This is a genomic window from Acinetobacter sp. P8-3-8 (assembly GCF_000214135.1).
In the GTDB taxonomy this organism is placed as follows: Bacteria; Pseudomonadota; Gammaproteobacteria; order Pseudomonadales; family Moraxellaceae; genus Acinetobacter.
On sequence record NZ_AFIE01000046.1, the window covers coordinates 1 to 24473 of the forward strand.

The following is a 24473-nucleotide window of genomic DNA, read 5'->3' on the forward strand; positions in this document are numbered from 1 at the left end:
GTATTTTTTTATTGGTTTATGGATCTTCTATTCTTTGATTATTTCAAGTTTTACTACTTCAATATCTGTTGGTTTATAGCGATGTGTATCTATTTCGCCTACAACTTTAACTTCTGTTCCAGCTTTTAATTGCTCTGCTGTAGCAAGCTCATCATCCACTTCGATAGTCATGCTTCCCGTCGTATCTTTTAATTCATAATGTTCATGTTTAATTTGACGGACAATTTCACCTTGCAGGGTTACAGCCGTTTCATCATTGGCTCTGAGTGCTTGTACAATCGTAATATTATTTTTTGCTGCTTCTTCAAGAATCTTAGAATCATCTTGTTCAGCCCAAACATGAGATGTCAGCGCTAAAACAATAACCGAAAGCAATAAAGGAGTTTTTCTCATCGATGAAACCTTTTATTTTGGGTGATTCTTAATCACAATAAAGAATTCTTTTTAAGTTGTAAATTCAGCTTACAAAACAATAACTTTTAATAAAAAAGCTGACCGAAGTCAGCTTTGATAGCTTACATGGATCAGTAATTTTTACTTCCCAATACAAAACGATCCAAAAATCACACCCAATAAATCATCTGCACTAAAGTCACCAGTGATCTCGCCTAAGGCATTCTGTGCTAAACGTAACGATTCAGCGACCAATTCACCGGCATGGTAAACCACAAGTTGCTCATGTGCTTCAGCTAAATAGTGCTGAGTGCGCTTCATTGCATCTAAATGGCGTGTACGTGCAATAAAGGTATCTTCTTCTGGATGGAAGCCTGCATGCGCTGTAATCGCATCGATAAGCGCTTGTACACCCATTTCTTGCTTCGCTGAAACCGTAATATGTCGAAAGCCATCAAAATCACTCAATTCAAGCTTTAGATCAGTCAAATCGCATTTATTTCCAATTAACATTAAACGCTTGGCTTCAATGTGTTCAGCAAAATAATTTTTTGCTAGTTCTAAAGGATTTTCCCCTTGGCTTAAGTCATAGACCAAAAGTAATAGATCAGCTTGTTCTATCTCTTTAATGGCACGACGAATCCCTTCTTTTTCAACAATATCACCCGTTTCACGTAAGCCAGCGGTGTCAGTTAGGGTGATTGGTAAGCCATTTAGCGTAATTTTTTCATGCAAAACATCACGCGTTGTTCCCGCAATATCCGTCACAATTGCACGATCATTGCCTGCAAGTGCATTCAGCAATGAGGATTTACCCGCATTCGGTTTACCTGCAATCACCACCTGTAAACCTTCACGTAACAACTGACCTTGACGGGCAGATTGTTGAACAGCACTTACTGAAGATTGCACATCTTGTAAAAGTGTTAGAATTTTTCCATCTGCCAAAAAGTCGATTTCTTCTTCTGGAAAATCAATTGCAGCTTCTACGTGTAAACGCAAATGAATCAATTTTTCTAAAACAGTATTTACTTTATTTGAAAATGCACCTTGCAAAGAACGAACTGCTGAACGAGCAGCGGCTTGTGATGTTGCATCAATCAAATCTGCAATTGCTTCCGCTTGAACCAAATCCATCTTGCCATTTTCAAAAGCACGCATAGAAAATTCGCCAGCTTTGGCAGCAGTTGCACCTAGCTCTAATAAACGAGCCAGTAATGCATTTTGAATCACAGGGCCACCATGACCTTGTAACTCCACCACATCCTCCCCCGTAAACGAGTTTGGATTTGGAAAACAAATGGCTAAACCTTCATCCATCACTTCGCCTTTTTCATCAAAAAACTGACGAAAACCTGCAAATCGTGCTTTGGGTAAAGCCTTTTGAGTTAAAGCTTCTGCAATCGCATAAGCTTTAGGACCAGACAAACGAATAACACCAACACCACCCCGTCCAGGCGGCGTCGCAATAGCTGCAATTGTGGTTTGACTTACACTCTGGTTCATCTAGATCTACTCAAATTTTGCTAATAAAAAAATCCGCCTAAGATTACCATCTCAAGCGGATTTTTTCAGCTATTGCTTAATGATGATTAAATCAATTAAGCCACATCTTTACTGAGCTTAGCTTTTTCAACATTTTTGTTGATAAACCATTGCTGTAAAATTGTGATTGAGTTGTTCACAATCCAGTATAGAACCAAGCCAGCAGGGAAGAACAGCATAAATACTGTAAACATGATTGGCATGATTTTAAAGACTTTCGCTTGCATAGGATCAGCAGGTTGTGGGTTCAACATCTGTTGAACAAACATGGTAACACCCATGATCAAAGGCAAGATAAACCAAGGATCCATTGCCGATAAATCTTGAATCCATAGCATCCAAGGTGCATGACGAAGTTCCACAGATTCCATCAATACCCAATACAATGCTAAGAAGATTGGCATTTGTAGCAACAATGGTAAACAACCTGAAAGTGGGTTGACCTGTTCACGTTTGTAAAGCGCCATCATTTCTTGAGAGAAACGCATACGGTCTTCGCCAAACTCTTCTTTCATGCGTTGCATTTCAGGAGCAATCACACGCATTTTCGCCATAGAACGATAGCTCTTAGACGATAATGGCCATAGAATCAATTTCACCAGCACAGTCAATAAAATAATTGACCAACCCCAGTTACCCACGATGCCATGGAAGAACTGCAAGCCTAAGAACAATAATTTCGCAATCGGCCATAACCAACCATAATCTACAGTTTGGTTTAAACCTACCGCTAAATCTTTCAATTCAGATTGAACTTTTGGACCCGCATAGAATGTCGCATCAATGCTCATTGCTTTACCAGCAGGAACATTAATCGTTGGAGATGTAAATCCGATGATATTCATACCATCAGCAGATTTACGTGACTCTAATTTTGCAGTGTATTCTTGCCCGCCAAAATGTCCTGGAATCCAAGCACTCACAAAATAATGCTGAACCATTGCCACCCAACCACCTTTTGCTTCGGTATTGAGTTTTTCTTCAGTAAAGTTTGCAAATTTAAGCTTGTTGTAATGCTCTTCAGGCGTACCCCATGCACCACCAAGGAATGTACCAAGTGTAAAGATACCTTGGTCAGATTTACCTGGATCGTCAGAGTTGTCACGTTTGATTTGACCAAACATTTGACCTTGCCAATTTTGCGCACTACGGTTCACCACCTGATAGCTAACATCAATCGGATATTTACCTTCTTTCACAGTAAATGTCTTGATGATCTCAACGCCATCAGCAGTTTTATACACCATTGGTACAGATAAAACTTTAGCTGTTTTGCCGTCTTTATCTTTTACATCTTTTGCATCAGCAACCGTATACGCTGTTTTTTCAAACTCATAGTCTGGTCGATTTGGACTACTGTCTGGGCCATTGAGGCCAATCAAGCCAGATTGAGCAACGTAGGTACGTTTTGCATCACTTTCAAGCATAACAAAGGGCTGATCACTGTCTTTGCTCTTGTCATGATTGAGTAATTCAATACGCACAATATCACCACCTTTCGGACTAATCCAAAGATGATAAAGGTCAGTTTGTACTGAAATCAGTTGTTGATTTGCTGTGGCTGGTGCAGCAGTCTTCTGCTGCGCAGCAGCTACATTTGCTTGCGGAACGTCGCTAGTAGTTGCAGTCTTTTGACCATTTGGCAAATCGGCAGACACATCATGCGCCACAACTGCTTGCTGAGTTTCAGCTTTCGTTGTTGTGCTATGACCATAGTCTTTTTGCCAAGCCAAAATGAGCAAATATGCTGTGACTAACATGGCTCCGAGGATCGCAAACCTGGCCCATTGTTGCATATCTATTACCCCAAGTGGTTAGAGTGTTTTTGGTTCAATAAACGTTCACGCAAGGGTACAGGAACATGAAGCGTTTGAGAATCTATTTGCTGAAATGAAATAAAACGAATTGTTTTTTTAGGCACAGGGTCATAACCATGTCCACCCCAAGGATGACAACGACATATGCGCTTTGTGGCTAACCATGAGCCTTTTAATGCGCCATGCGTGTGGATTGCTTCTAACGAATATTGAGAACAAGTCGGAATATAACGACAACGAGGCCCAATGAGTGGACTAATCGCAATTTGATAGAAACGAATCAACCAATGCAATAAACGAATCATTGGTTTCCTCTATTTTTGAGGGGAAGATTGAGCTATTTTTTGGTGCTTTTTAACAATGCGCTGCAATTTCGACCAAGCAAATTCGAGCTGCTGAAAAAGCTCAGCATTTGGAATTGCTTCTATACCTACTTTCGGCATAACCACAATATCCAACAAATCTATACTTTGCTGGTTTAAGCGAAAACTTTCACGCGTTAAACGTTTTATTCGATTTCTTTCATGCGCACGGCGCACTTTTTTCTTTGCAACAACTATACCCAAACGGCTTTTAGGCTGTTCGGTAAACTTTGCTAAGAATATAAAATGGGGTTGATGCACTTTAAAAAGCGCACCATCAAATACACCTTTGTAATCTGCAGCACAGCGGATTCTCACCTCTGGACTGAAACTATAAAGAGACATAACACCCAAGTCGTATGCTAACGATTTAATAAATTAAACAGTTAAGCTGTGACGACCTTTTGCACGACGGCGAGCTAATACTTGACGACCAGCCTTAGTAGCCATACGAGCACGGAAACCATGAACGCGCTTGCGCTTTAATTCAGATGGTTGAAATGTACGTTTCATATCGAAACTCCAAAATTGATCTTTCTAAAGGTTCGCGATTGTATTGTGCATTCTTTATGCTGTCAATGAATATACACTTTTCTTTTTATGGTTGCTGAATTTTTATCCAGATGAATACATTGTTTTATTTATCTTGCATAAATTTTCAAAAAAATATATTCACAACATAACTTATTATTTTATAGTATAAATAATAGTTACCAACAAGCATATTCACAAAGTTATCCATAAGACAATCTTCTTTTTAAATTTAAAATCACTGGTTTTTGAGTTTAAATTCATAACTTATGTTTTATCCACAGAAATCTGGATCCTTATGAATAAATTCAAATTTAAAATTTAAGTTTATTATTATTAGGAGCCGTTTTTTGTGTGGAAAACCGTGTTTTTATAATAAATAACATGAGTTTATGTTGTGGATATTGCTGTTTTTATTAAATTGATGGATTGTGGATAAGTTTATGTGATAATTTATCCACAGCTTGTGGAAAACATTATCCACAAGTGCTTTGAATTTAAATTTATTTGCGGAAGGTTGCTTTTTTGAGCAGTTTAGACTGAATTAGTCATGACAGATGTGGATAACTTGGTTAGAATGGCGACCCCTTTATCTGGGGGGATTGGTCTTTTTTAAATTTAAAATTGAATGAAGGGGTTTCACATGCTTTGGACGGACTGCTTAACTCGCTTGCGACAAGAGCTCTCTGATAATGTCTTTGCCATGTGGATTCGTCCTTTGGTTGCAGAAGAAGTAGAAGATACTTTAAGACTGTATGCGCCTAATCCATATTGGACACGGTATATTCAAGAACATCATTTAGAATTGATTTCTATTTTGGCTGAGCAATTGTCAGAAGGGCGTATTCGCAAAGTCGAAATACATGTCGACTCTCGTCCTGGTGCAATTCTTTCAGCAGCTGAACAACCTGCGACAACAACTGCTGCTTTAGATCATTCTGCGCAGCAACACGCATCGCCTAGAGTTAAAAAAGACAAAGAACAGCAACAAGATGTTGTTACGCCTAAAAACATTAAAAAACGTCAACTCAATCCATTATTTAATTTTGCTTTATTTGTTGAAGGTCGCTCAAACCAAATGGCAGCGGAAACTTGCCGAAAAGTTTTAACGCAATTGGGTGAATCTCAGCATAATCCACTGTTTTTATATGGGCCGACTGGTTTAGGTAAAACCCATTTAATGCAAGCAGTAGGAAATGCTTTATTACAAGCCAAGCCAAATGCACGTGTGATGTATATGACGGCTGAAAGTTTTGTACAAGACTTTGTCAGTTCATTACAAAAAGGTAAGGTTGAAGAGTTTAAAAAGAATTGTCGATCGTTAGATTTATTGTTGGTGGATGATATTCATTTATTGGCAGGAAAAGAAGCAAGTTTGGTTGAGTTTTTCTATACATTCAATGCTTTACTTGATGAGTCTAAACAAATTATTTTAACATCTGACCGTTATCCAAAAGAATTAACGGAGTTGGATCCTCGTTTGGTTTCACGTTTTTCGTGGGGCTTATCAGTTGGTGTTGAACCACCAGATATTGAAACACGTATTGAAATTTTGCTTAAAAAAGCTGAGAGCAGCGGTATCGATTTACCTCGTAATTGTGCGTTGTTTATTGCACAACAAGTGGTTGCCAATGTCCGTGAATTAGAAGGGGCATTGAATAAAGTCGTTGCGATTTCACGCTTTAAAGGCTCTGCCATTGATTTAGACGTGGTGCGTGAATCATTAAAAGATGTTTTGGCAATTCGTGCACGTACCATCAGTACGGAAAATATTCAGCGTGTGGTGAGTGAGTATTTTAGAATTCCATTAAAAGAATTGGTGGGTCCTAAGCGGACACGTATTTATGCAAGACCTCGTCAGTTGGCGATGGGCTTAGCTCGTGAATTAACCGGTGATAGCTTCCCTGAAATCGGTATGGCTTTTGGTGGACGTGACCACAGTACCGTGATGCATGCCTGTGAAAAAGTGCAAAGCTTACGCGACGAAGACCCAATTTTTAATGAGGATTATAAAAACCTCATGCGTTTGCTACAAAGCTAAATTTTGAACAAATTCTACACTTGCAATGCGGCATAAACTGCCGCATAGTACGTCATTAAAAAAATTTATTAGTCCCCCGTTTTAGTTATATTTAGTTTAGAGGAATTCCACCGTGCGTTTGAAAATCGCGAAAGAGAGCTTACTCAATGTTTTATCCCATGTGGTTGGAGCAGTTGAACGTCGCCATACTTTAAATATTCTTTCAAACGTTAAAATTCAAGCTACGAATCAATCACTTACTATTACTGGTTCGGATTTGGAAGTGGAATTAGTTGCCAGTACAACTTTGGCTGAAGGTGCTTGTTTACAAGCAGGGGAAACGACTGTTCCTGCACGTAAATTGGTTGATATTTGCAAATCACTCCCGACTGCTGCTTTGATTGATTTGCAAATTACTGAAGATCAACGTTGTATTTTAAAATCTGGAAATAGCCGTTTCGTATTGGGGACTTTACCTGCTGAAGATTACCCATTATTGACCAATGAAAATAGCCAAGGGACTCAGGTTCAAGTCACTGAACGTGAACTTAAGCGCTTATTTGAAAAAACAGCATTTGCTATGGCTGTTCAAGATGTGCGTTTTTATCTAACAGGAACTTTGTTAGAAATTGATGCCAATCAATTACGTGCAGTAACGACCGATGGTCACCGTTTGGCGCTTTGTGAAACTTTAGCATCTTCAACAACAACGCAACCTGTACAAGCCATTGTTCCACGTAAAGCTGTAGGTGAATTACAACGTTTATTGAGCATTGAAGATGAACAATTAACATTGCTGATTGGGCGTGAATTATTGAATGTGACGATTCAGACACAGAGCAAAGACAAAGAACAAGGTGATATCACTGTTCGTTTCACGACAAAATTGATTGATGGTAAATTCCCTGATTATCGCCGTGTCATTCCACGTGGTGGTGATAAAGTGGTAACGATTCCACATGATGTCTTTAAACAATCTTTGCAACGTGTTGCGATTTTAAGTAATGAAAAATTACGTGGTGTTTTCTTGAATTTTAATGCGGATACACTACAATTACGTGCCAATAACCCTGAGCAAGATGAAGCGATTGAAGATTTAGCGATTCAATATGCAAGTGCGCCATTAGAAATGTCTTTCAATGCACAGTATATTTTGGACGTATTAAGTGTATTGGATGGAGATGATATGGCAATGACCATGTCAGAAGCGAACCAATCTGTGTTAGTACAAGATCCTACACAGCCAAATCAAACTTATGTTGTTATGCCGATGCGTGTTTAATTGATTGAGTATTTAAATCTTTTATTATGCATATTACGCGTTTAAACATTCAACGTGTTCGTAACTTGAAAACGGTTGCACTCCATGAGTTGCAACCGTTTAATGTTTTTTATGGACAAAATGGCTCAGGGAAAACATCAATATTAGAAGCCATTCATTTATTGGCTACAGGGCGTTCTTTTCGTACGCATATTCCTAAAAACTACATTCAAAATAACCAAGCAGATGCTATTGTTTTTGCACAGTCAATCTCAGAAAAGATTGGTATGCAAAAAATGCAAAGTGGTGAGCAATTGATTAAGGTCAATGGTGACACCGTTGCAACCCAAGGACAACTGGCAAAAATTTTACCTTTGCAACTGATCGATCCTTTAAGTACAGATATTATTGACCATGGTGCTAAACCTCGGCGTCAATTATTGGATTGGTTAATGTTTCACGTGGAACCGGGTTTTTATCATGCTTGGCAATATTATTCACGTGCGCTGAAGCAACGCAATAGCCTACTTAAAACACGGCGTAATTTGAGTTTAGTTGATTTAGAACCGTGGAACAAAATGCTCAGTGATTATGGTGAGGTATTACATTCACAGCGCGTCGAAATTGTTGAGCAATGGAAGCAATATTTACAAGAAGACTTGGCACAATTGTTACCTGAACTGAGCATTGAAATGGAGTATAGTGCAGGGTTTCACGTGGAACATGGTTTGGCAAGTGATTTGATCCAATATCACCAAAAAGACGTTGATCGACGCTATACAGAGTATGGGCCACACCGTGCAGATATACGTTTAAAAACCCCAATGGGAGATGCGGATGTTGTGCTTTCCAGGGGGCAAAAAAAGTTATTAATAATGGCTTTAAAACTATCGCAAATCGCGATGTTGCACGCCTGTAATAAGGAAACTGTGGTATTATTAGATGATGTGACAGCAGAATTAGATTTAAGTGCACAGCAACGTTTAATTGAGCGATTGAGCCAACTTGGTAGTCAAGTTTTTATTACCACACTAGACCATGAATCAGTAAAAAAACATTTACATGATTTGTCTATTTCATACCAGTTATTCAATGTAGATCAAGGTCAAGTAAGTGCGGTTGTGCCATGATTTTAGATTTTAACCAATTTTGGAAAGACCTATTTTTCACTAGGGAGAAACCATGAGTTCAGAAGATCAAGCAGCTTCTCAAACAGAACCAACCATTGAAAAGGCTTATGATTCCTCTAGTATCAAAGTATTACGTGGTCTAGATGCTGTTCGTAAGCGCCCAGGGATGTATATTGGTGATACGGATGATGGTTCAGGCTTGCACCATATGGTATTTGAAGTGGTGGATAATGCCATTGATGAAGCTTTAGCAGGTCATTGTGATGAAATTTTTGTGAATATTCACGAAGATGAATCGGTAAGTGTGACAGATAATGGTCGTGGTATTCCTACAGATATTCACCCTGAAGAAGGTGTGTCTGCTGCAGAAGTGATTTTGACAATTTTGCATGCGGGCGGAAAATTTGACGACAACAGTTATAAAGTTTCTGGTGGTTTGCATGGTGTAGGTGTTTCTGTTGTAAATGCGCTTTCTAGTAAGTTAGAACTGACCATTCACCGTGCAGGGCATATTCATCAACAAGAATACAAACATGGCGATCCTGTTTATGCTTTAAAAGTGATTGGTGATACAACCACGACAGGAACAACTGTACGTTTTTGGCCAAGCGCCGACACTTTTAGCCAAACTATTTTTAATGTTGATATTTTGGCACGTCGTTTACGTGAACTTTCATTCTTAAATGCGGGTGTACGTATTGTTCTTCGAGATGAACGCGTTGCTTTAGAACACGTATTTGATTATGAAGGTGGTTTATCTGAATTTGTAAGATATATCAACCAAGGTAAAACTCACCTCAATGATATTTTCCATTTTACAACACAAGCGGACAACGGCATTGGTGTTGAAGTTGCATTGCAATGGAATGATACTTATCAAGAAAATGTACGTTGTTTTACCAATAATATTCCACAAAAAGATGGTGGTACACATTTAGCTGGTTTCCGTGCTGCGTTAACTCGTGGTTTAAACAGCTATATGGAAAATGAAAATTTACTGAAAAAAGAAAAAGTTGCTGTTACGGGTGATGATGCTCGTGAAGGTCTCACTGCAATTGTTTCAGTCAAAGTGCCAGATCCTAAGTTTTCTTCGCAAACCAAAGAAAAGTTAGTCTCAAGTGAAGTTAAACCTGCTGTTGAACAGGCAATGAATAAAGCATTTGCTGAATATCTCCTAGAGAATCCGCAAGCAGCTAAATCAATTGCTGGCAAAATTATTGATGCAGCACGTGCACGTGATGCAGCGCGTAAAGCACGTGAAATGACACGTCGTAAGAGTGCACTAGATATTGCGGGTCTTCCAGGTAAATTGGCAGATTGCCAAGAAAAAGATCCTGCGCTTTCTGAACTCTACCTAGTCGAGGGTGACTCTGCTGGTGGTTCTGCAAAACAGGGTCGTAACCGTAAGATGCAGGCGATTCTTCCACTAAAAGGTAAAATCTTAAATGTGGAACGTGCGCGTTTTGACAAAATGATTTCATCGCAAGAAGTGGGTACGCTCATTACTGCATTAGGCTGTGGTATTGGTCGTGAAGAATACAATCCTGATAAATTGCGTTATCACAAAATTATTATCATGACCGATGCGGATGTTGATGGTTCACACATTCGTACGCTATTGCTTACCTTCTTCTTCCGTCAAATGCCTGAGCTTGTAGAGCGTGGTTATATTTATATTGCACAACCGCCTTTATATAAAATAAAGAAAGGTAAGCAAGAACAATATATTAAAGATAATGAAGCATTAGAAACATATCTAATCTCTAACGCAATTGATGAATTAGAGTTACATGTGAGTGCTGAGGCGCCAGCCATTCGTGGTGATGCATTGGCTAAAGTCATTGCAGATTATCAAACTTCTCAAAAAAGTTTGGCTCGTTTGACAGTTCGTTATCCTGCAACATTGCTTGATGGCTTGATTAGTTTAGATGCTTATAAATTTGATCATAACCATGATGTACACTATGTACAGGAATGGGGTGAAAAACTTCGTGCTGCGATTGAAAAGTTACAGCCAAGTCTACGTCCTGAATTAAGCTTAGAAGCGTTTGAAAAAGACAATACCGATGGAAGTAAAACAACCGTTTATTTCCCACGTATTACTGTCTATGTGCATAATTTGCCGCATAGTTATTTATTAGATGCTGGATTGTTGGCATCGAATGAATATAAGCGCTTATTACATAACTCGAAGAGTTGGTTTACGTTGCTTGAAGAAGGCGCATATTTGCAAAAAGGTGATCGCAAAATCAATGTGTCTACCTTCCATCAAGTATGGCAACAGATCTTAACTGACTCTCGTCGTGGCATGATGATTCAGCGCTATAAAGGTCTAGGCGAGATGAATGCTGAACAGCTTTGGGAAACCACAATGGATCCTGAGAATCGCAATATGCTACAAGTGACCATTGATGATGCAATTGAAGCTGATCGTATGTTCTCATGTTTAATGGGGGATGATGTGGAACCACGTCGTGCCTTCATTGAAGAAAATGCATTGAATGCTGATATTGATGCTTAAAATGTTGAATTAGAAAACATTCAATATCAAGGGAATAGGTAATACCTATTCCCTTTTTTTTTGTTTTTTGAAAATATAAAGATGATAAAAAATTTAAGCCATAAAAAATACCAGTTCAATGAACTGGTATTTTAAGTATCAACTTAACGTTTAAATAAGATTTAAACCTTATTCACCACCAAGTGAACATTCGAAGTTTGCTTTATCAACTGAGCAACGTGCTTTTTTCAAAACAGACATCATAGACGCATCATAGATACCCATTTTGGTTAATTCCAAACGACCATCACGCATTAACTTTTGATATTTTAATTTATCATCAGCTGTTAGATTCATCTTGAATTTTGCAGGGATACCTGCTTCAAGACGATTAATCATAGCAAAGCTTTTTGGTAAGTTTTTGATGAAGTAATCACGAGATTTTTGGCCAAAACCAGCAGAGAATTTCTCAGGGCGAATGACTAAATCAGCGGTAACTTGTAAAACTGGGAAGTTAAACATTGCACCATTGGTACCTAAACCTTTATAAATTTCTAAAGGTTTGTAGGCATAAGCTGGCGCACCAACCATATCGACTTGGCCATTGTTGAATTTTGCAACAAAGTTCGTCACGTCAGAAGGAACGGCTTGCGCACCAACACGTTGTACTAAAATTTTCTGAGCGCTGTCATAGCTTAATACTGCAAACTTTTTACCTGCAGCTTTTTCAATCGAGCTAATGCTTTTATCACGAACAAAGATGAATGCAGAACCTAATGGTGCAATACCTGCAACTTCATATTTTTTACCACCTAGGTTGGTGGTCATTTTTGCTGCATTACGAGAATCTAATGCAAATGTAATCGCTTTTTGAGCAATTGAATTGCTTGGTACACCACCAATTGAATCAATTGAGCCTACAAATTTATTGTACTGACGTGCACGCATTGCTGTCATGAATACGCCATCACATTTACCTGCTTTAAAATCGTTATCTGCAACAGATTCATCTTGTTTTGGTAGCAAAACAACATCTGTTCCCCAAGATTTAGCTGAAAGCGCCCATTCTTGAGCCATCTGGTATGATTCACCTGATTTACCCAGTAAGTCAAATACACAGATATTCACAGCAGCTTGAGTTGTAGCACTAAATCCTAAGATAGAAGTCGTAGCGATAGCGAGTGCAATTTTTTTCATTTTTCGTCCTTATCTATATTGTTCAGCAACAGGAACTTTCCATAAGCGCAATATTAATCAGCTTTCTTTAAAAAAAATAGAGTATTTACTCCAAATATTTTTATTTTTTTGAAAAATATTGAAATTTAGCCATTTAATGTAAGCCAAAAATTGAAATTTACATAGAGAAATCAGAATTTTAAACAGAAGATATGACATTTTATTAAAAAATGTTTAAATATTGAACAAATATGTAAGTGTATATATTTCCTTATCAACGTTGAATTTTTAATCGATATCGATAAATTGATGATCATAAAAATAAAATGATGCTTAAAAATAGGCTTGAATTTAGCTGATTTATTGATCAAAATGTTGTGTGTAACTTTGTGGATAAATTGTCATTGTAAAGGTTGTACCTTAGGTTTTTTATGGAAAAACACATTTTCTATCTGCCTATTTTAGCTCAATGATGAGTAGAAGCTTTTAAATTTGATCATTCAAAAGTTCAAGTTATTTATAAATTTATCCACAAAATATGAAAAGAGCATATTTTAAATTTAAAAATGAAGATGTTATTTTGCATCCATCCATGCTGAAAAAGATTGATTGTGTAGTTAATTTAATATGTTCCACGCATGAGATTTTAAGTTATAAATAAAAGTTATGTATTGTTTTTTAATAATTTTCAGCGACTTAGATAAAAGTGAATAACAATTTTAAGATTTTGAATTTCATTGATATGTCTTAGTACGCTTAGTTGAATCAGGTGCTTTAAATGATTTGGTCTAATGTTGCTAAAAAGCTTATTTTGAAATTTTGTATTGTTTATTGAGCTAGAAGTGTAGCTAAGCATTGTTATTTAACTGTTACTTAGCTGCTATTTACTGATTGTTTGGGTTATATTTTTGAAGAAAGCAGTCTTTTAAGTAATGATAGATATCAATAAATATATGTGAGCTAGAGTGTTGGTTTAATCAACTTATTTGATCAAGGCTGATATGAATGATTAAATTTTATTTATAAGTTATTGTTTTGTATTTAATATTTTAAATAAAAAAAAGGTTGAAAATGCGATGAAACATTTTCAACCTATGTTTTATTTGATCTTATTCAAATGAGCTTTCTAATTCCTCCAGTTGCATCATCAGTTCAAGCATTTGTTCTTCAACTTGTTCTAATTTTGCTTTTAAATCAGTTTGTTCATTCATAAGTTTAAGTAAATCATCTTTACGGCTAGCTTCATAGAGAGCTGTATCTGCCAGTAAAGCTTCAATTTCGGTTAAACGAGTTTGAATTTTACTTATCACACTTTCATTTTTTTCAATATTTTTACGAATTGGACGGCTTAATTCACGCTGACGAGCTAATTCTTTACGTTGACCTTCTTTATCCAGTTTAGAAATCGTAGCTTTCACTTCAACTTGTGATTTCACTGGTGCAGCAGGTTTTTGTCCATTTTTGATCATGTCGATACGTGCTTGACGCAACCATTCTGCATAGGCGGTTAAATCACCATCAAACTCACGACTTTGACCGTTATGCACTAAAATGAGTTCATCACAAACACTGGCAATCAATTGACGTTCATGTGAAACCAAAACGACTGCGCCTTGGAAATCGGTTAAAGCCATGGTTAAGGCATGACGCATATCTAAGTCTAAATGGTTGGTTGGCTCATCGAGAATGAGTACATTTGGACGTTGCCATACAATTAAAGCCAGTGCCAAACGTGCACGTTCGCCACCAGAGAAGCTTTCACTTGGTGTATCCATACGTTCACCACTAAAGCCAAAACTGCCTAGGAATGAGCGTAAGCTGGCTTCACTGATCTTTTTATCCGCAATACGTGCCAACTGTAACATTGGGCTGGCATTTCCATCCAATGCATCCATTTGATGCTGCGCAAAATAACCGATATTTAATAATTCAGAATCTTTGCGTTGACCTTGCAAGAGTTTCAAATCACCAACCAATGATTTGATCAGGGTAGATTTACCCGCACCATTCATACCTAATAAACCAATACGGCTGTTTGGCGTGATTTGTAAATTAACATTGGTGACAATCAGTTTTTCACCATAACCAATATCAGCACTTTCAAGCTCGAGTAATGGTGAACTCATTTTGGTCGGTTCACGGAAACTGAAGGTAAAAGGCGTATCTACATGCGCAGCAGAGAGTTCCTGCATGCGCTCAAGCTGTTTAATACGGCTCTGTGCTTGTTTGGCTTTGGTTGCTTGTGCTTTAAAACGATCAATATACTTTTGCAAATGTGCGCGCGTTTCTAATTGTTTTTCATATGCTTGTTGTTGTTGTGCTAAACGTTCGCTACGGGTACGTTCAAAAGTTGAATAATTACCTGTATATAAAATCAATTCTTGATTTTCGATATGTAAAATATGGTCGGTAATCGCGTCTAAGAAATCACGGTCATGTGAAATCAGGACAAGTGTGCCTTCATACGCTTTTAACCAGTCTTCTAACCATAAAATAGCATCTAAGTCTAAATGGTTAGTCGGTTCATCAAGAAGTAATAAGTCAGAACGGCTCATAAGTGTCCGAGCAAGGTTTAAACGCATACGCCAACCACCAGAGAAGCTCGATACATCTAATTGCGATTGATGTTCAAAAAAGCCTAAACCTGCCATGAGTTGTGATGCTTTAGATGGTGCTGAATAACCATTGATTTCATCAAAACGACCATATAAATGAGCAAGTTCATCATCATTTAAATTTTCAGGATGATTAAGTTTATTTTGAATATCCCAAAATTCTTCATCGCCAGAAAGCACAAAATCAATGGCTTTCATGTCAAGCGCTTTAATTTCTTGCGCCATATGTGCAACAGTCCAAACGGCAGGGCGTGTTAATGAACCACCATCGGACTCCATACCGCCAAGCAATGCAGAAAATAAAGTTGATTTACCTGCACCATTAACACCAGTTAAGCCAATTTTCCAACCAGGATGAAGTTGCATAGACGCTTTTTGAAATAAAATGCGTCCGCCACGGCGAATTGAAAGTTGGTCAAGCTGGATCATAGTGAATTAACTATTGAATATTTGGTGGGGTATTCTAAAGGAAAAATGGCTGAGTTCAAAAATTCTCAATCAAAGTATTTTAAGATAAAAATATTTAAGTCTAATGATCATCACTCAATTGAGTGAAACCAACAACAAATAGATGGTCTTTTAAAAAATATAATCGTTGATGACTTTTAATTAAAATTAACAATTAAACATTCAAAATTAGGCTGTTATTGCGTTATTAAAAAGCGTGTAGCAGGGAGCCTTTCATTGTTTGATGAATGATAGGTTTGATGATTCATAGCCAGAACCTATCCATAAAATAAAAAAAGCCATCTAAAAAGATGGCTTTCTCGATTTTTAAATTACATGGATTAGTCTGTAAACGTTACTTTAGCAATCGCTTTTTTACTTGCTTGAATAATTAAAGTCACGTTTTCTTTGACCATGAAGCTTGCATCAACGGTTTCCCAATCGACTTTAACGGCTCCACGTGAAACAGCATCTTTAGATTGAGCTGAGTTTTTGGTTAAACCTGCTGCACGTAGAATAGACACAATTGAAACTTCACCACCATATTCACCACGAGAAATAGTCACTTCTGGTGTACCTTCTGGCAATTCACCTTCAGTAATTAAATTCCCCGCACCTTTGTGAGCATGCTCAGCAGCTTCAGCACCGTGGAAACGCTCAACCAATTCAAGTGCAAGAATTTTCTTAATGTCTTGAGGGTTGCGACCTTCTGCCATTTCTTTCAGAAGAACATCAATTTCTTCAAGTGATTTGAAGCTCAACAATTCGAAATAACGTTCAATTAAACTGTCAGGCATAGACAATACTTTTTGGTACATTGCACCAGGCGCATCGAATACACCAATATAATTGCCTAAAGATTTAGACATTTTATTGACGCCATCTAGACCTTCAAGAATAGGCACAGTAATACACACTTGTGCTTCTTGGTCATAACGACCTTGTAGCGTACGACCCATTAATAAGTTAAAGGTTTGGTCCGTACCGCCAAGCTCAACATCTGCTTCTAGTGCAATCGAGTCATAACCTTGAACCAATGGATATAAAAACTCATGGATCGCAATCGGTTGGTGGTTATTATAGCGTTTCGTAAAATCATCACGTTCTAACATACGTGCAACAGTTTGCTGTGAAGCCAGTTGAATTAAATCAGCCGCTGTTTTTGTTGCAAACCATTCAGAGTTAAAACGAACTTTAGTTTTATTTGGATCAAGAATTTTAAAGACTTGTTCTTGATAAGTCTTGGCATTTTCTAAAACTTGCTCACGAGATAAAGGTGGGCGAGTCGCACTTTTACCTGTCGGATCACCGATCATGGCTGTGTAGTCACCAATCAAGAACGTCACATCATGACCTAGGTCTTGAAAGACTTTTAATTTGTTGATGAGCACAGTATGACCTAAATGCAAATCTGGTGCAGTTGGGTCAAAGCCAGCTTTAATTTTTAAAGGGCGATTTTCCTTAAGTTTCTTTAAAAGATCCTCTTCAGAAATAATCTCGTGTGTGCCTCGTTGAATAAGGGCAAGTTGTTCTTCCGCAGGGAGGAAATTTGACATCACAAAATCCAATACATCAGTTATCTCATTTGTGCGATATACTAACATTTTTTCAGCGAAATGCAGGCGAAGAATATCTCATGACAACAATCTATATTGGCGTAATGACTGGAACCAGCATGGACGGCGTCGATTTTGTTGCTGCTTCATTTGATCCTCTACATATACATGCGACTTTAACTGTGCCATTTGATCCCGATTTACGTGATGAGTTAATGGCATTGACCTTACCTGATGACAATGAAATTGATCGGATGGGTAAAGCAGATGTAACGCTTGCAACAATGATTGGAAATGGGATTAACCAACTGATTCAAGAAAATGATTTGGATCGTACGCAAATTAAAGCTATTGGTTCACACGGGCAGACGATTCGTCACCGTCCTGAACATGGTTTTACTTTACAGATAGGTGATCCCAATATTATTACTGAAATAACTCAAATACCTGTGGTTTCAGATTTTCGTCGTCGTGATATGGCTGCGGGCGGGCAAGGTGCACCATTGGTTCCAGCTTTTCATCAAGCACTGTTTCAACATCCAACCATTCACCGTGTCATTCTTAATTTAGGCGGTATTGCCAATGTGAGTATGCTGCCTGCGGGGAATCCTGAGACAGTTTATGGCTTCGATACAGGCCCAGCTAATATTTTAATGGATGCATGGTGTCAGCGTTATACAGGGCAACCTTATGATGAAAATGGCAATTGGGCAGCTTATGGGCAACCGATTCGTTCATTATTAGAGCGTTTGCAAACACATGAATATTTTTCTAAAGAACCGCCAAAAAGTACAGGTCGTGAAGACTTTAATTTGGAATGGTTAGATGAGCAAGTTGCAGACTGGCGCAATGATCTTGAATATGATGAGTTGGAAGATACGCCTGAAAATATTCAAGCAACCTTAATGAAGCTGACAACTCGTGCGATTAAAAAAGCCATTTACCGTTCACCTTTAGAAACAGGCGAGGTCTATGTCTGCGGTGGCGGTGCTTATAATTCGCATTTGCTTGAGCAATTACGCTGGCGTTTACGTAAACATAATTGGTCAGTGCAAACTACATCTGCATTAGGTTTAGCACCGACATGGGTTGAGGCGACCGCTTTTGCATGGTTAGCAATGCGCTTTGATCAGCAATTGAGTGGTAATTTACCCGCAGTTACAGGTGCGAAAGGTGATCGAATTTTAGGTACGATAACCATGGTTTAATGGTGAATAGATTGACTTTCTATACGCTGTAAATCGTTATTTAACACTCGTGCGGTATTTGCAATATTAAAAGGGGTTGGCATATTGTTCTACAATATTCGGCCCTAAATCCCAGTGAAATGTCCTCATCTGCTGTTCATCAATATAGATTAAACTTACAAGATAGATAAAAATTGAATTGAGCGAACGATGAATACAACAACAGATATAAAAACAGATTCAGCTATTCCACGCATCGAAAGCTTTCAAAGAGAAAATCTGATTTTTGATGTGATTGATTCAGGCCCTTTGAATGGTCAAGCTTTTGTTTTATTACATGGCTTTCCTGAAACCAATAAAAGTTGGCAAGAAACGTCTGAAATTTTAAATCAACAAGGCTATCGTACACTTGCTGTGAATCAACGGGGTTATAGTTTAGGTGCTCAACCACAAAAGCGCCGAGATTATCGTAGTTCAGCTTTGGTTGAAGATGTGAATGCATTATTGGATCTTATTCAACAGCCTGTTTATTTGGTTGGGCATGACTGGGGCGCTGTCGTTGCATGGGATGTGGCACAACGCTATCCTGAAAAAATAAAACATCTCATCACTATTTCAGTCCCACATAAAGCTGCATTTATGAAAGCAATGCTGAGAAGTGATCAGTTGTTGAAATCTTATTATATTGGTTTGTTTCAACTTCCTAAAATTCCAGAACTTTTATTTGAGAAATTTCCTAAAATTGGTTTGGCGCTTTTAAAAGATTCAGGAATGACTAGCAAGCAATTAGAAGATTTTCAACAGGATATAGTTGCTGAGAAACGTTTAAGTTCAGCTTTAAATTGGTATCGTGGAGTGCCTTTTAGTTCAAATAAAAATTTAACGCAATCGATTAAAGTGCCGACTTTATTCATTTGGGGGAAGCATGACTCAGCGATTGGCGCTAAAGGTGTTGAGTTGAATAAATATTATGTCAAAGCGGCTTATAAAGAAGTGATTATGGATGCAACGCATTGGATACCAGTACAAAATGCAAAAGAATTGAGTCAATCTATTTTAGAAACGATTGCATGAATTTATTCATCAAAAAATCTAGACATATAAAAATGCCCTCGAAATAGAGGGCATTTTTGCAATATTTGTTTGAGATTAGATCGAGAATGAAGATCCACAACCACAGGTTGTTGTCGCATTCGGGTTTTGAACAATGAAGCGAGAACCTTCTAAACCTTCTATATAATCTACTTTTGAACCCACTAAATATTGGTAGCTCAAAGAATCTACTAGCATTTTGACATCGCCATTAACAAACTCAGCATCATCTTCATTTGTGCTTTCAGCAAAATTAAAACCATAAGAGAAACCTGAGCAACCACCACCTGTTACATATACACGTAACATAAGATCTTGATTACCTTCGCTATCACGAAGTTGGCGAACTTTATTTGCCGCGCTGTCAGTTAGCTCTAATACTTGGGCATTCATGATGATGTTCCTCAATTTCAAATGGCTTAAATAAAAAGACCACATATTCAGTATAACATACTCAATATATGGTCAGTGAATGAACTTTAAAGTAAATTCAGACTAAATTTATCGGATTTAGTTAAGACTTATTTATAATTCTCATCTTGTAGCGCACATTCAAAGTTTTTCGGGTCATATTTACAACGGAATTGCCAAAGAATTTTCATCATTGTTTTGTTGTAAATTCCTTGTTTGGTCAAGCTAATACGTGATTCACGCATGAGTTTTTGATAACCCGGTTTATCGCCAGCAGGAACTTGCATCCAATATTTAGCTGGAATATCAGCTTTCATTTTACCAATAATGTTATTGGCACGTGGTAATTGGCTCTTCACCCAATCACGAGATTTTTGACCATAACCCGCAGGGAATTTATCTGGGCGAATGATAATGTTACCTGTGACTTGTAACAGCGGATAATTCACAATTGCGCCTTTGGTACCCAAACCTTTATGTAACTCTAGCGGTTTAAATACAGCAGCTGGTGCGCCAATAATATCGACTTGTCCATTGTTAAACTTACTACTAAAGTTGGTGACATCAGCGCTGACAGCTTGTGCACCGATTTGCTGAACCATGATTTTTTGAGCTTGGTCATAATCGAGTACAGCGATTTTTTTACCTGCCGCTTTAGCAACGGTATTAATATTACGATCATTCACCATGAGAAAAGCATCACCCACAGGAATGACACCAGCAACTTCATACTGACCACTGGTCATGTATTTAGCAAAGTTTGGATTGGCTAAACCTTGCATGACTTTAATGGCTAAATTAAGGTCAGGAATCGCACCAATCGCATCTAATGATCCTGTAAAATTATTAAATTGACGACCGCGCATACCTGTAATACTGACCGCATCACATTTTCCTGCTTTAAAATCTTCGGCAATAACGGCTTCATTGCTATTTACCTTAAGCTCTAAATCAGCACCCCAGTTTTTAGCAGCAAGTTGATAATCTTTCATTAAGGTAAAAACATCACCATTTTTACCGACTAAATCAAAGACACACATCACTTGTTTTGCTTGAGTTGTTGAAGTAGCAGCCAATAAACCAGCAGCAACTAAAAGCGCACGAGACCATTTCATTATTTTTTTCCTTTCCATGATCAATATTATTGATGTCCACGTTATCTAAATTTTTAAATAAATGATTTGATAACCGAACTTTTTACATCAAAAGATTGAGTTGATTGAGAGATTACCGACGCTCCAAATCAAACCTTATCTATCTGAATAACTTATTTTTCAAAATCATTATTCATGTTCATGATGAATTGATGTTGTAAAAATGATCACTTGAAACACGCTCAAGTACAATGACTTAAATGACAAAAATATAAAGTAAATGAAAAGCGAGGTTAAACAGTTAAAAGCATTGTAAATTAAACATTTTTTATAATAACTAGGTCAAATTATTACCCAAAAGACAAAAAGAATCTGAGTATGCCCAGATTCTTTTTTAATTAATCTCGATCTTTGCCTTTGTTTTTACGATCATCACGCTTTTTGTCACGGTGTTGATCATGGCGATCATGTTGCTGCCATTGTTTTTGATTGGCCTTATCATTCCAACGAGAATTTGACTTTTTATCCCAATCACGATGACGTTGATCAAATTGCTGTTTCTGGGCGTGGTCACGTTTTGCTTGTTCATGTTCCCAACGCTGTTTTTTGTATTGGTACTGACGTCGCTCTTGTTCTTTCCGAGCTTGTTGCAAACGATAGGCACGTTCACGTTCCCAACGTTGGCGATCATTATCACGTCGGTCATAACGATCATCATATCTGCGATCATACTGACGAGATGGATAGCCATAACCATAGCCACCATAATTTCGAGAATCGTAACCACGTGAATCATAACCATCTTCAGGGAATGCAACGCAACCTACGGCAATCAATGAAGTGAGCAATGAAATAAATAATACTTTGAGCGCCATGGTTATCTCCTTATTTGAAAGAGGAATAGCAAAAAAATTCCTGAGAAATAGCGAAATAGTCAATGACAACTGAGATAACTCAGCTTAGCGTATTTAAAATTTATATTTGTATATCGATTGCGAGACTTGTATAAGAATATAGTCAGTCAATTCATGATCATGTAGAAAATATGAAGAATTTGGATATTGAGAAAGGAAAACACATGGGCGCTTTGCAACATAATATTCAAGAATTGATCGAAAAAGGGCAAGGACCAGCAGGAAGAACTTTGGATCGTTTACCCGCATTTGCTCAAGAGTCATTGGCAAAACTACTTGGCTATCCTTATCAATTTCCACAATTGGATAGTTTTACCAAGTGCTTAATGGCTGCTCAATTAAAACAAGGAAAGTCTGGATTCATTGGTGAAAATGTAGAGCGTTCAAGAAAGCAATTTGAATCGCAAATGCAGTCCATTATTCATAAACCTACACATGTTCAATTTGTTGAAGATATTCGATTGCCGTTACAAAGTGGCAGTATTTATGCACGACATTATCACCCAGCACCCAACAAAAAACTTCCAATGATTGTGTTCTATCATGGTGGTGGCTTTGTCGTGGGTAGCGTAGATACACATGATGAAGTTTGTCGATTAATCGCTACACATGCTAAAGCACAAGTTCTAAGTATTGAATATCCACTTGCACCAGAAGTTGGGCCACGTGAGCTGATTCAATCGTGTGAAGATGCATTGGCATGGGTATATCAAAATCGCCGTCAGTTTAAGATTCTTAAAAATAGAATTGCGGTAGCAGGGGATAGCGCTGGAGGAAATATCAGTGCAGTGGTTGCACAAAGAACGGTAAATACAGCTTATGCTCCTCATGCACAATTCTTAATTTATCCAGCGGTGGATTTTAAAAGCCGTCATCCATCATTCTTTGCTTATAAAGATGGGTTGGTCTTAACAGGGGCTGATATTGATCATGTAACCAATTTTTATGCGAATAAATTTAATATTGCCTTAGATGACACGATCATTTCACCGACCAATGGAAATTTGAAAAAATTAGCACCGACTTTTCTAATAACCGCAGGGCATGATCTATTGCATGATGAAGGTAAAATTTATGCGTATAAATTACGTCAAAATGGTGTGAAAGTGCATTATCACGATTATGAAGACCAAACCCATGGCTTTATCAATCTGACGCCTATTTCTAAAAAAGCAAAAAAATATGTCATCGAAATGAGCAAAGAGTTCCGTAAGTTTTGGGATAAGCAATAAATTTGCTTTGAGTTGTATATAAAGCTTTTGTTTCACGTGGAACAAAAGCTTTACTTTAATGAAATATGCAACATTTATATTTTGATTGGCATAAATAAAATAAGTTTTATAATTTGCAGATCGGTTAATGGAAATAGTTTAAATACTCTAAATTGAGATCGACACACTTTCGAAATACAGACCAGCTGATGATTAAAATGAAGAGGGAAACGATTGAAAAAGATCGATCCTACTCTTTTATCATCAAGTGCTATTTCGTTAGCTTTTATAAATAGCGAAGATAATTTTTACTAAATGGCTAAGAATGTTGTCTTTATTCAAATTAAAAGCAGATTAATATAAGCCATTATCAACTTTAAAACGTTTAAGGAAAATAGAATGATTAAGAAGATAGGATTAAGTCTTGCATTGGTTGTAATAGTGAATCAGGCATTTGCCAATACAGATATGCAAATTAAAACCAATTTGGGAAATATCAAAATAGAGCTCTATGATGATAAAGCTCCAGTCACAGTGAAGAACTTTAAAAGTTATGTTAATAGTCAATTTTATAACGGGACTATTTTTCATCGTGTGATTCCTGGCTTTATGATTCAAGGCGGTGGCTTCGATAGCAAGATGACAGAAAAAGCAACTCAACCGCCAATTGTGAATGAAGCAAGCAATGGCTTGAAGAACACGAGAGGAACTTTAGCTATGGCGCGTACCAACGATCCAAATTCAGCTTCTAGTCAATTCTTTATTAATGTCGCAAATAATGACTTTTTAAACAAAGCAGCTGGAAATCCTGGATACGCCGTTTTTGGTAAGGTAACGGAAGGCTTAGATATTGTAGATAAAATAGTGAATACACCTACTGGAACAGTAGGGATGTATCAAGATGTACCGAAACAAGCTGTAAAAATCATCAGTATCCAAACCATCAATACCAAAGCTAAAAAATAACAAGAAAATAAAGCAGAAATATTTTATTCATATTTCTGCTTTAATATTATAAGGTTATGCTGAAAAGAGTGTAAAATTGAACCAATATAGTGCATAAAAATGCAACACTCAATAAAACAATCAGTTAAAAGCGCTTGCATGCGTAAGAAATTGCCCTATAATGAGCTCATCCCGACGCGATACAGCAAACGAACTTAGCTTAGAGGGTTAAGTTGTTAAATGTTTATTGCGTCTTATTTATCATT

20 protein-coding genes are annotated in these 24473 nt (G+C 37.5%); 8 read left to right on the forward strand and 12 right to left on the reverse strand.

Annotated features, from left to right (window positions below):
• Positions 1-27 precede the first annotated feature (27 nt).
• The 6 genes from GGG_RS0115095 to rpmH form a co-directional block, all read right to left on the reverse strand.
• Positions 28-393, reverse strand: a complete 366-nt coding sequence (locus GGG_RS0115095; protein ID WP_010116270.1) for a NirD/YgiW/YdeI family stress tolerance protein — start codon at positions 391-393, stop codon at positions 28-30.
• Positions 394-534: 141 nt separating this feature from the next.
• Positions 535-1899 carry a tRNA uridine-5-carboxymethylaminomethyl(34) synthesis GTPase MnmE gene (mnmE, locus tag GGG_RS0115100; protein WP_010116271.1) on the reverse strand — a complete coding sequence of 455 codons (1365 nt, stop codon included), beginning with the start codon at positions 1897-1899 and terminating at the stop codon, positions 535-537.
• A gap of 95 nt (positions 1900-1994) precedes the next feature.
• Positions 1995-3734 (reverse strand): membrane protein insertase YidC, encoded by a 1740-nt coding sequence (yidC, locus tag GGG_RS0115105; RefSeq protein WP_010116272.1) that lies wholly within the window; start codon positions 3732-3734, stop codon positions 1995-1997.
• Positions 3735-3739: 5 nt separating this feature from the next.
• Positions 3740-4060: a membrane protein insertion efficiency factor YidD gene (gene yidD / locus GGG_RS0115110; protein ID WP_010116273.1), complete on the reverse strand. Its 321-nt coding sequence runs from the start codon at positions 4058-4060 to the stop codon at positions 3740-3742.
• A 9-nt stretch (positions 4061-4069) separates the two neighbouring features.
• Entirely contained in the window at positions 4070-4462 is a 393-nt protein-coding gene (rnpA, locus tag GGG_RS0115115; protein WP_010116274.1) for a ribonuclease P protein component, read from the reverse strand.
• Between the two features lie 33 nt (positions 4463-4495).
• A complete protein-coding gene (gene rpmH / locus GGG_RS0115120) occupies positions 4496-4630 on the reverse strand; it encodes a 50S ribosomal protein L34 (protein ID WP_000831329.1) in 135 nt (44 codons plus the stop codon).
• Positions 4631-5291: 661 nt separating this feature from the next.
• Between rpmH and dnaA the strand changes: the two genes are divergently transcribed.
• The 4 genes from dnaA to gyrB all read left to right on the forward strand — a co-directional run bounded on the left by dnaA (position 5292) and on the right by gyrB (position 11580).
• Positions 5292-6689 carry a chromosomal replication initiator protein DnaA gene (gene dnaA, locus GGG_RS0115125; RefSeq protein WP_010116375.1) on the forward strand — a complete coding sequence of 466 codons (1398 nt, stop codon included), beginning with the start codon at positions 5292-5294 and terminating at the stop codon, positions 6687-6689.
• Positions 6690-6801: 112 nt separating this feature from the next.
• Complete coding sequence (gene dnaN / locus GGG_RS0115130; RefSeq protein WP_010116376.1) at positions 6802-7950, forward strand: DNA polymerase III subunit beta; 1149 nt, start codon at positions 6802-6804, stop codon at positions 7948-7950.
• Positions 7951-7976: 26 nt separating this feature from the next.
• Positions 7977-9059, forward strand: a complete 1083-nt coding sequence (recF, locus tag GGG_RS0115135) for a DNA replication/repair protein RecF (protein WP_010116377.1) — start codon at positions 7977-7979, stop codon at positions 9057-9059.
• Between the two features lie 52 nt (positions 9060-9111).
• The gene (gyrB, locus tag GGG_RS0115140) at positions 9112-11580 is read left to right on the forward strand and encodes a DNA topoisomerase (ATP-hydrolyzing) subunit B (protein WP_010116379.1); all 2469 of its coding nucleotides are present in this window, start codon (positions 9112-9114) and stop codon (positions 11578-11580) included.
• A gap of 168 nt (positions 11581-11748) precedes the next feature.
• On the opposite strand, the gene GGG_RS0115145 is transcribed toward gyrB, so the two are convergent.
• From GGG_RS0115145 to tyrS, 3 genes are all read right to left on the reverse strand, one after another.
• A complete protein-coding gene (locus GGG_RS0115145; protein ID WP_010116381.1) occupies positions 11749-12756 on the reverse strand; it encodes a putative solute-binding protein in 1008 nt (335 codons plus the stop codon).
• Between the two features lie 1088 nt (positions 12757-13844).
• On the reverse strand, positions 13845-15779 hold the full coding sequence (locus GGG_RS0115150) for an ATP-binding cassette domain-containing protein (RefSeq protein WP_010116383.1): 1935 nt from the start codon (positions 15777-15779) through the stop codon (positions 13845-13847).
• 359 nt (positions 15780-16138) lie between these two features.
• On the reverse strand, positions 16139-17353 hold the full coding sequence (tyrS, locus tag GGG_RS0115155; protein ID WP_010116385.1) for a tyrosine--tRNA ligase: 1215 nt from the start codon (positions 17351-17353) through the stop codon (positions 16139-16141).
• A gap of 80 nt (positions 17354-17433) precedes the next feature.
• Here tyrS and GGG_RS0115160 point away from each other — a divergent pair, with 80 nt between their 5' ends.
• Complete coding sequence (locus GGG_RS0115160) at positions 17434-18561, forward strand: anhydro-N-acetylmuramic acid kinase (RefSeq protein WP_010116386.1); 1128 nt, start codon at positions 17434-17436, stop codon at positions 18559-18561.
• A 189-nt stretch (positions 18562-18750) separates the two neighbouring features.
• A complete protein-coding gene (locus GGG_RS0115165; protein WP_010116388.1) occupies positions 18751-19614 on the forward strand; it encodes an alpha/beta fold hydrolase in 864 nt (287 codons plus the stop codon).
• Between the two features lie 75 nt (positions 19615-19689).
• Here the strand turns inward: GGG_RS0115165 and erpA are convergent, their stop codons facing one another.
• The 3 genes from erpA to GGG_RS0115180 all read right to left on the reverse strand — a co-directional run bounded on the left by erpA (position 19690) and on the right by GGG_RS0115180 (position 22012).
• Positions 19690-20025, reverse strand: coding sequence for an iron-sulfur cluster insertion protein ErpA (erpA, locus tag GGG_RS0115170; protein ID WP_010116390.1), 336 nt, complete (start codon positions 20023-20025; stop codon positions 19690-19692).
• Positions 20026-20153: 128 nt separating this feature from the next.
• Entirely contained in the window at positions 20154-21158 is a 1005-nt protein-coding gene (locus tag GGG_RS0115175; RefSeq protein WP_010116392.1) for a putative solute-binding protein, read from the reverse strand.
• A 377-nt stretch (positions 21159-21535) separates the two neighbouring features.
• Positions 21536-22012 carry a hypothetical protein gene (locus tag GGG_RS0115180; RefSeq protein ID WP_010116393.1) on the reverse strand — a complete coding sequence of 159 codons (477 nt, stop codon included), beginning with the start codon at positions 22010-22012 and terminating at the stop codon, positions 21536-21538.
• A gap of 203 nt (positions 22013-22215) precedes the next feature.
• Here GGG_RS0115180 and GGG_RS0115185 point away from each other — a divergent pair, with 203 nt between their 5' ends.
• Positions 22216-23283, forward strand: coding sequence for an alpha/beta hydrolase (locus GGG_RS0115185; RefSeq protein WP_010116394.1), 1068 nt, complete (start codon positions 22216-22218; stop codon positions 23281-23283).
• Positions 23284-23661: 378 nt separating this feature from the next.
• Positions 23662-24228 (forward strand): peptidylprolyl isomerase, encoded by a 567-nt coding sequence (locus tag GGG_RS0115190; RefSeq protein ID WP_010116395.1) that lies wholly within the window; start codon positions 23662-23664, stop codon positions 24226-24228.
• Positions 24229-24473 lie beyond the last annotated feature (245 nt).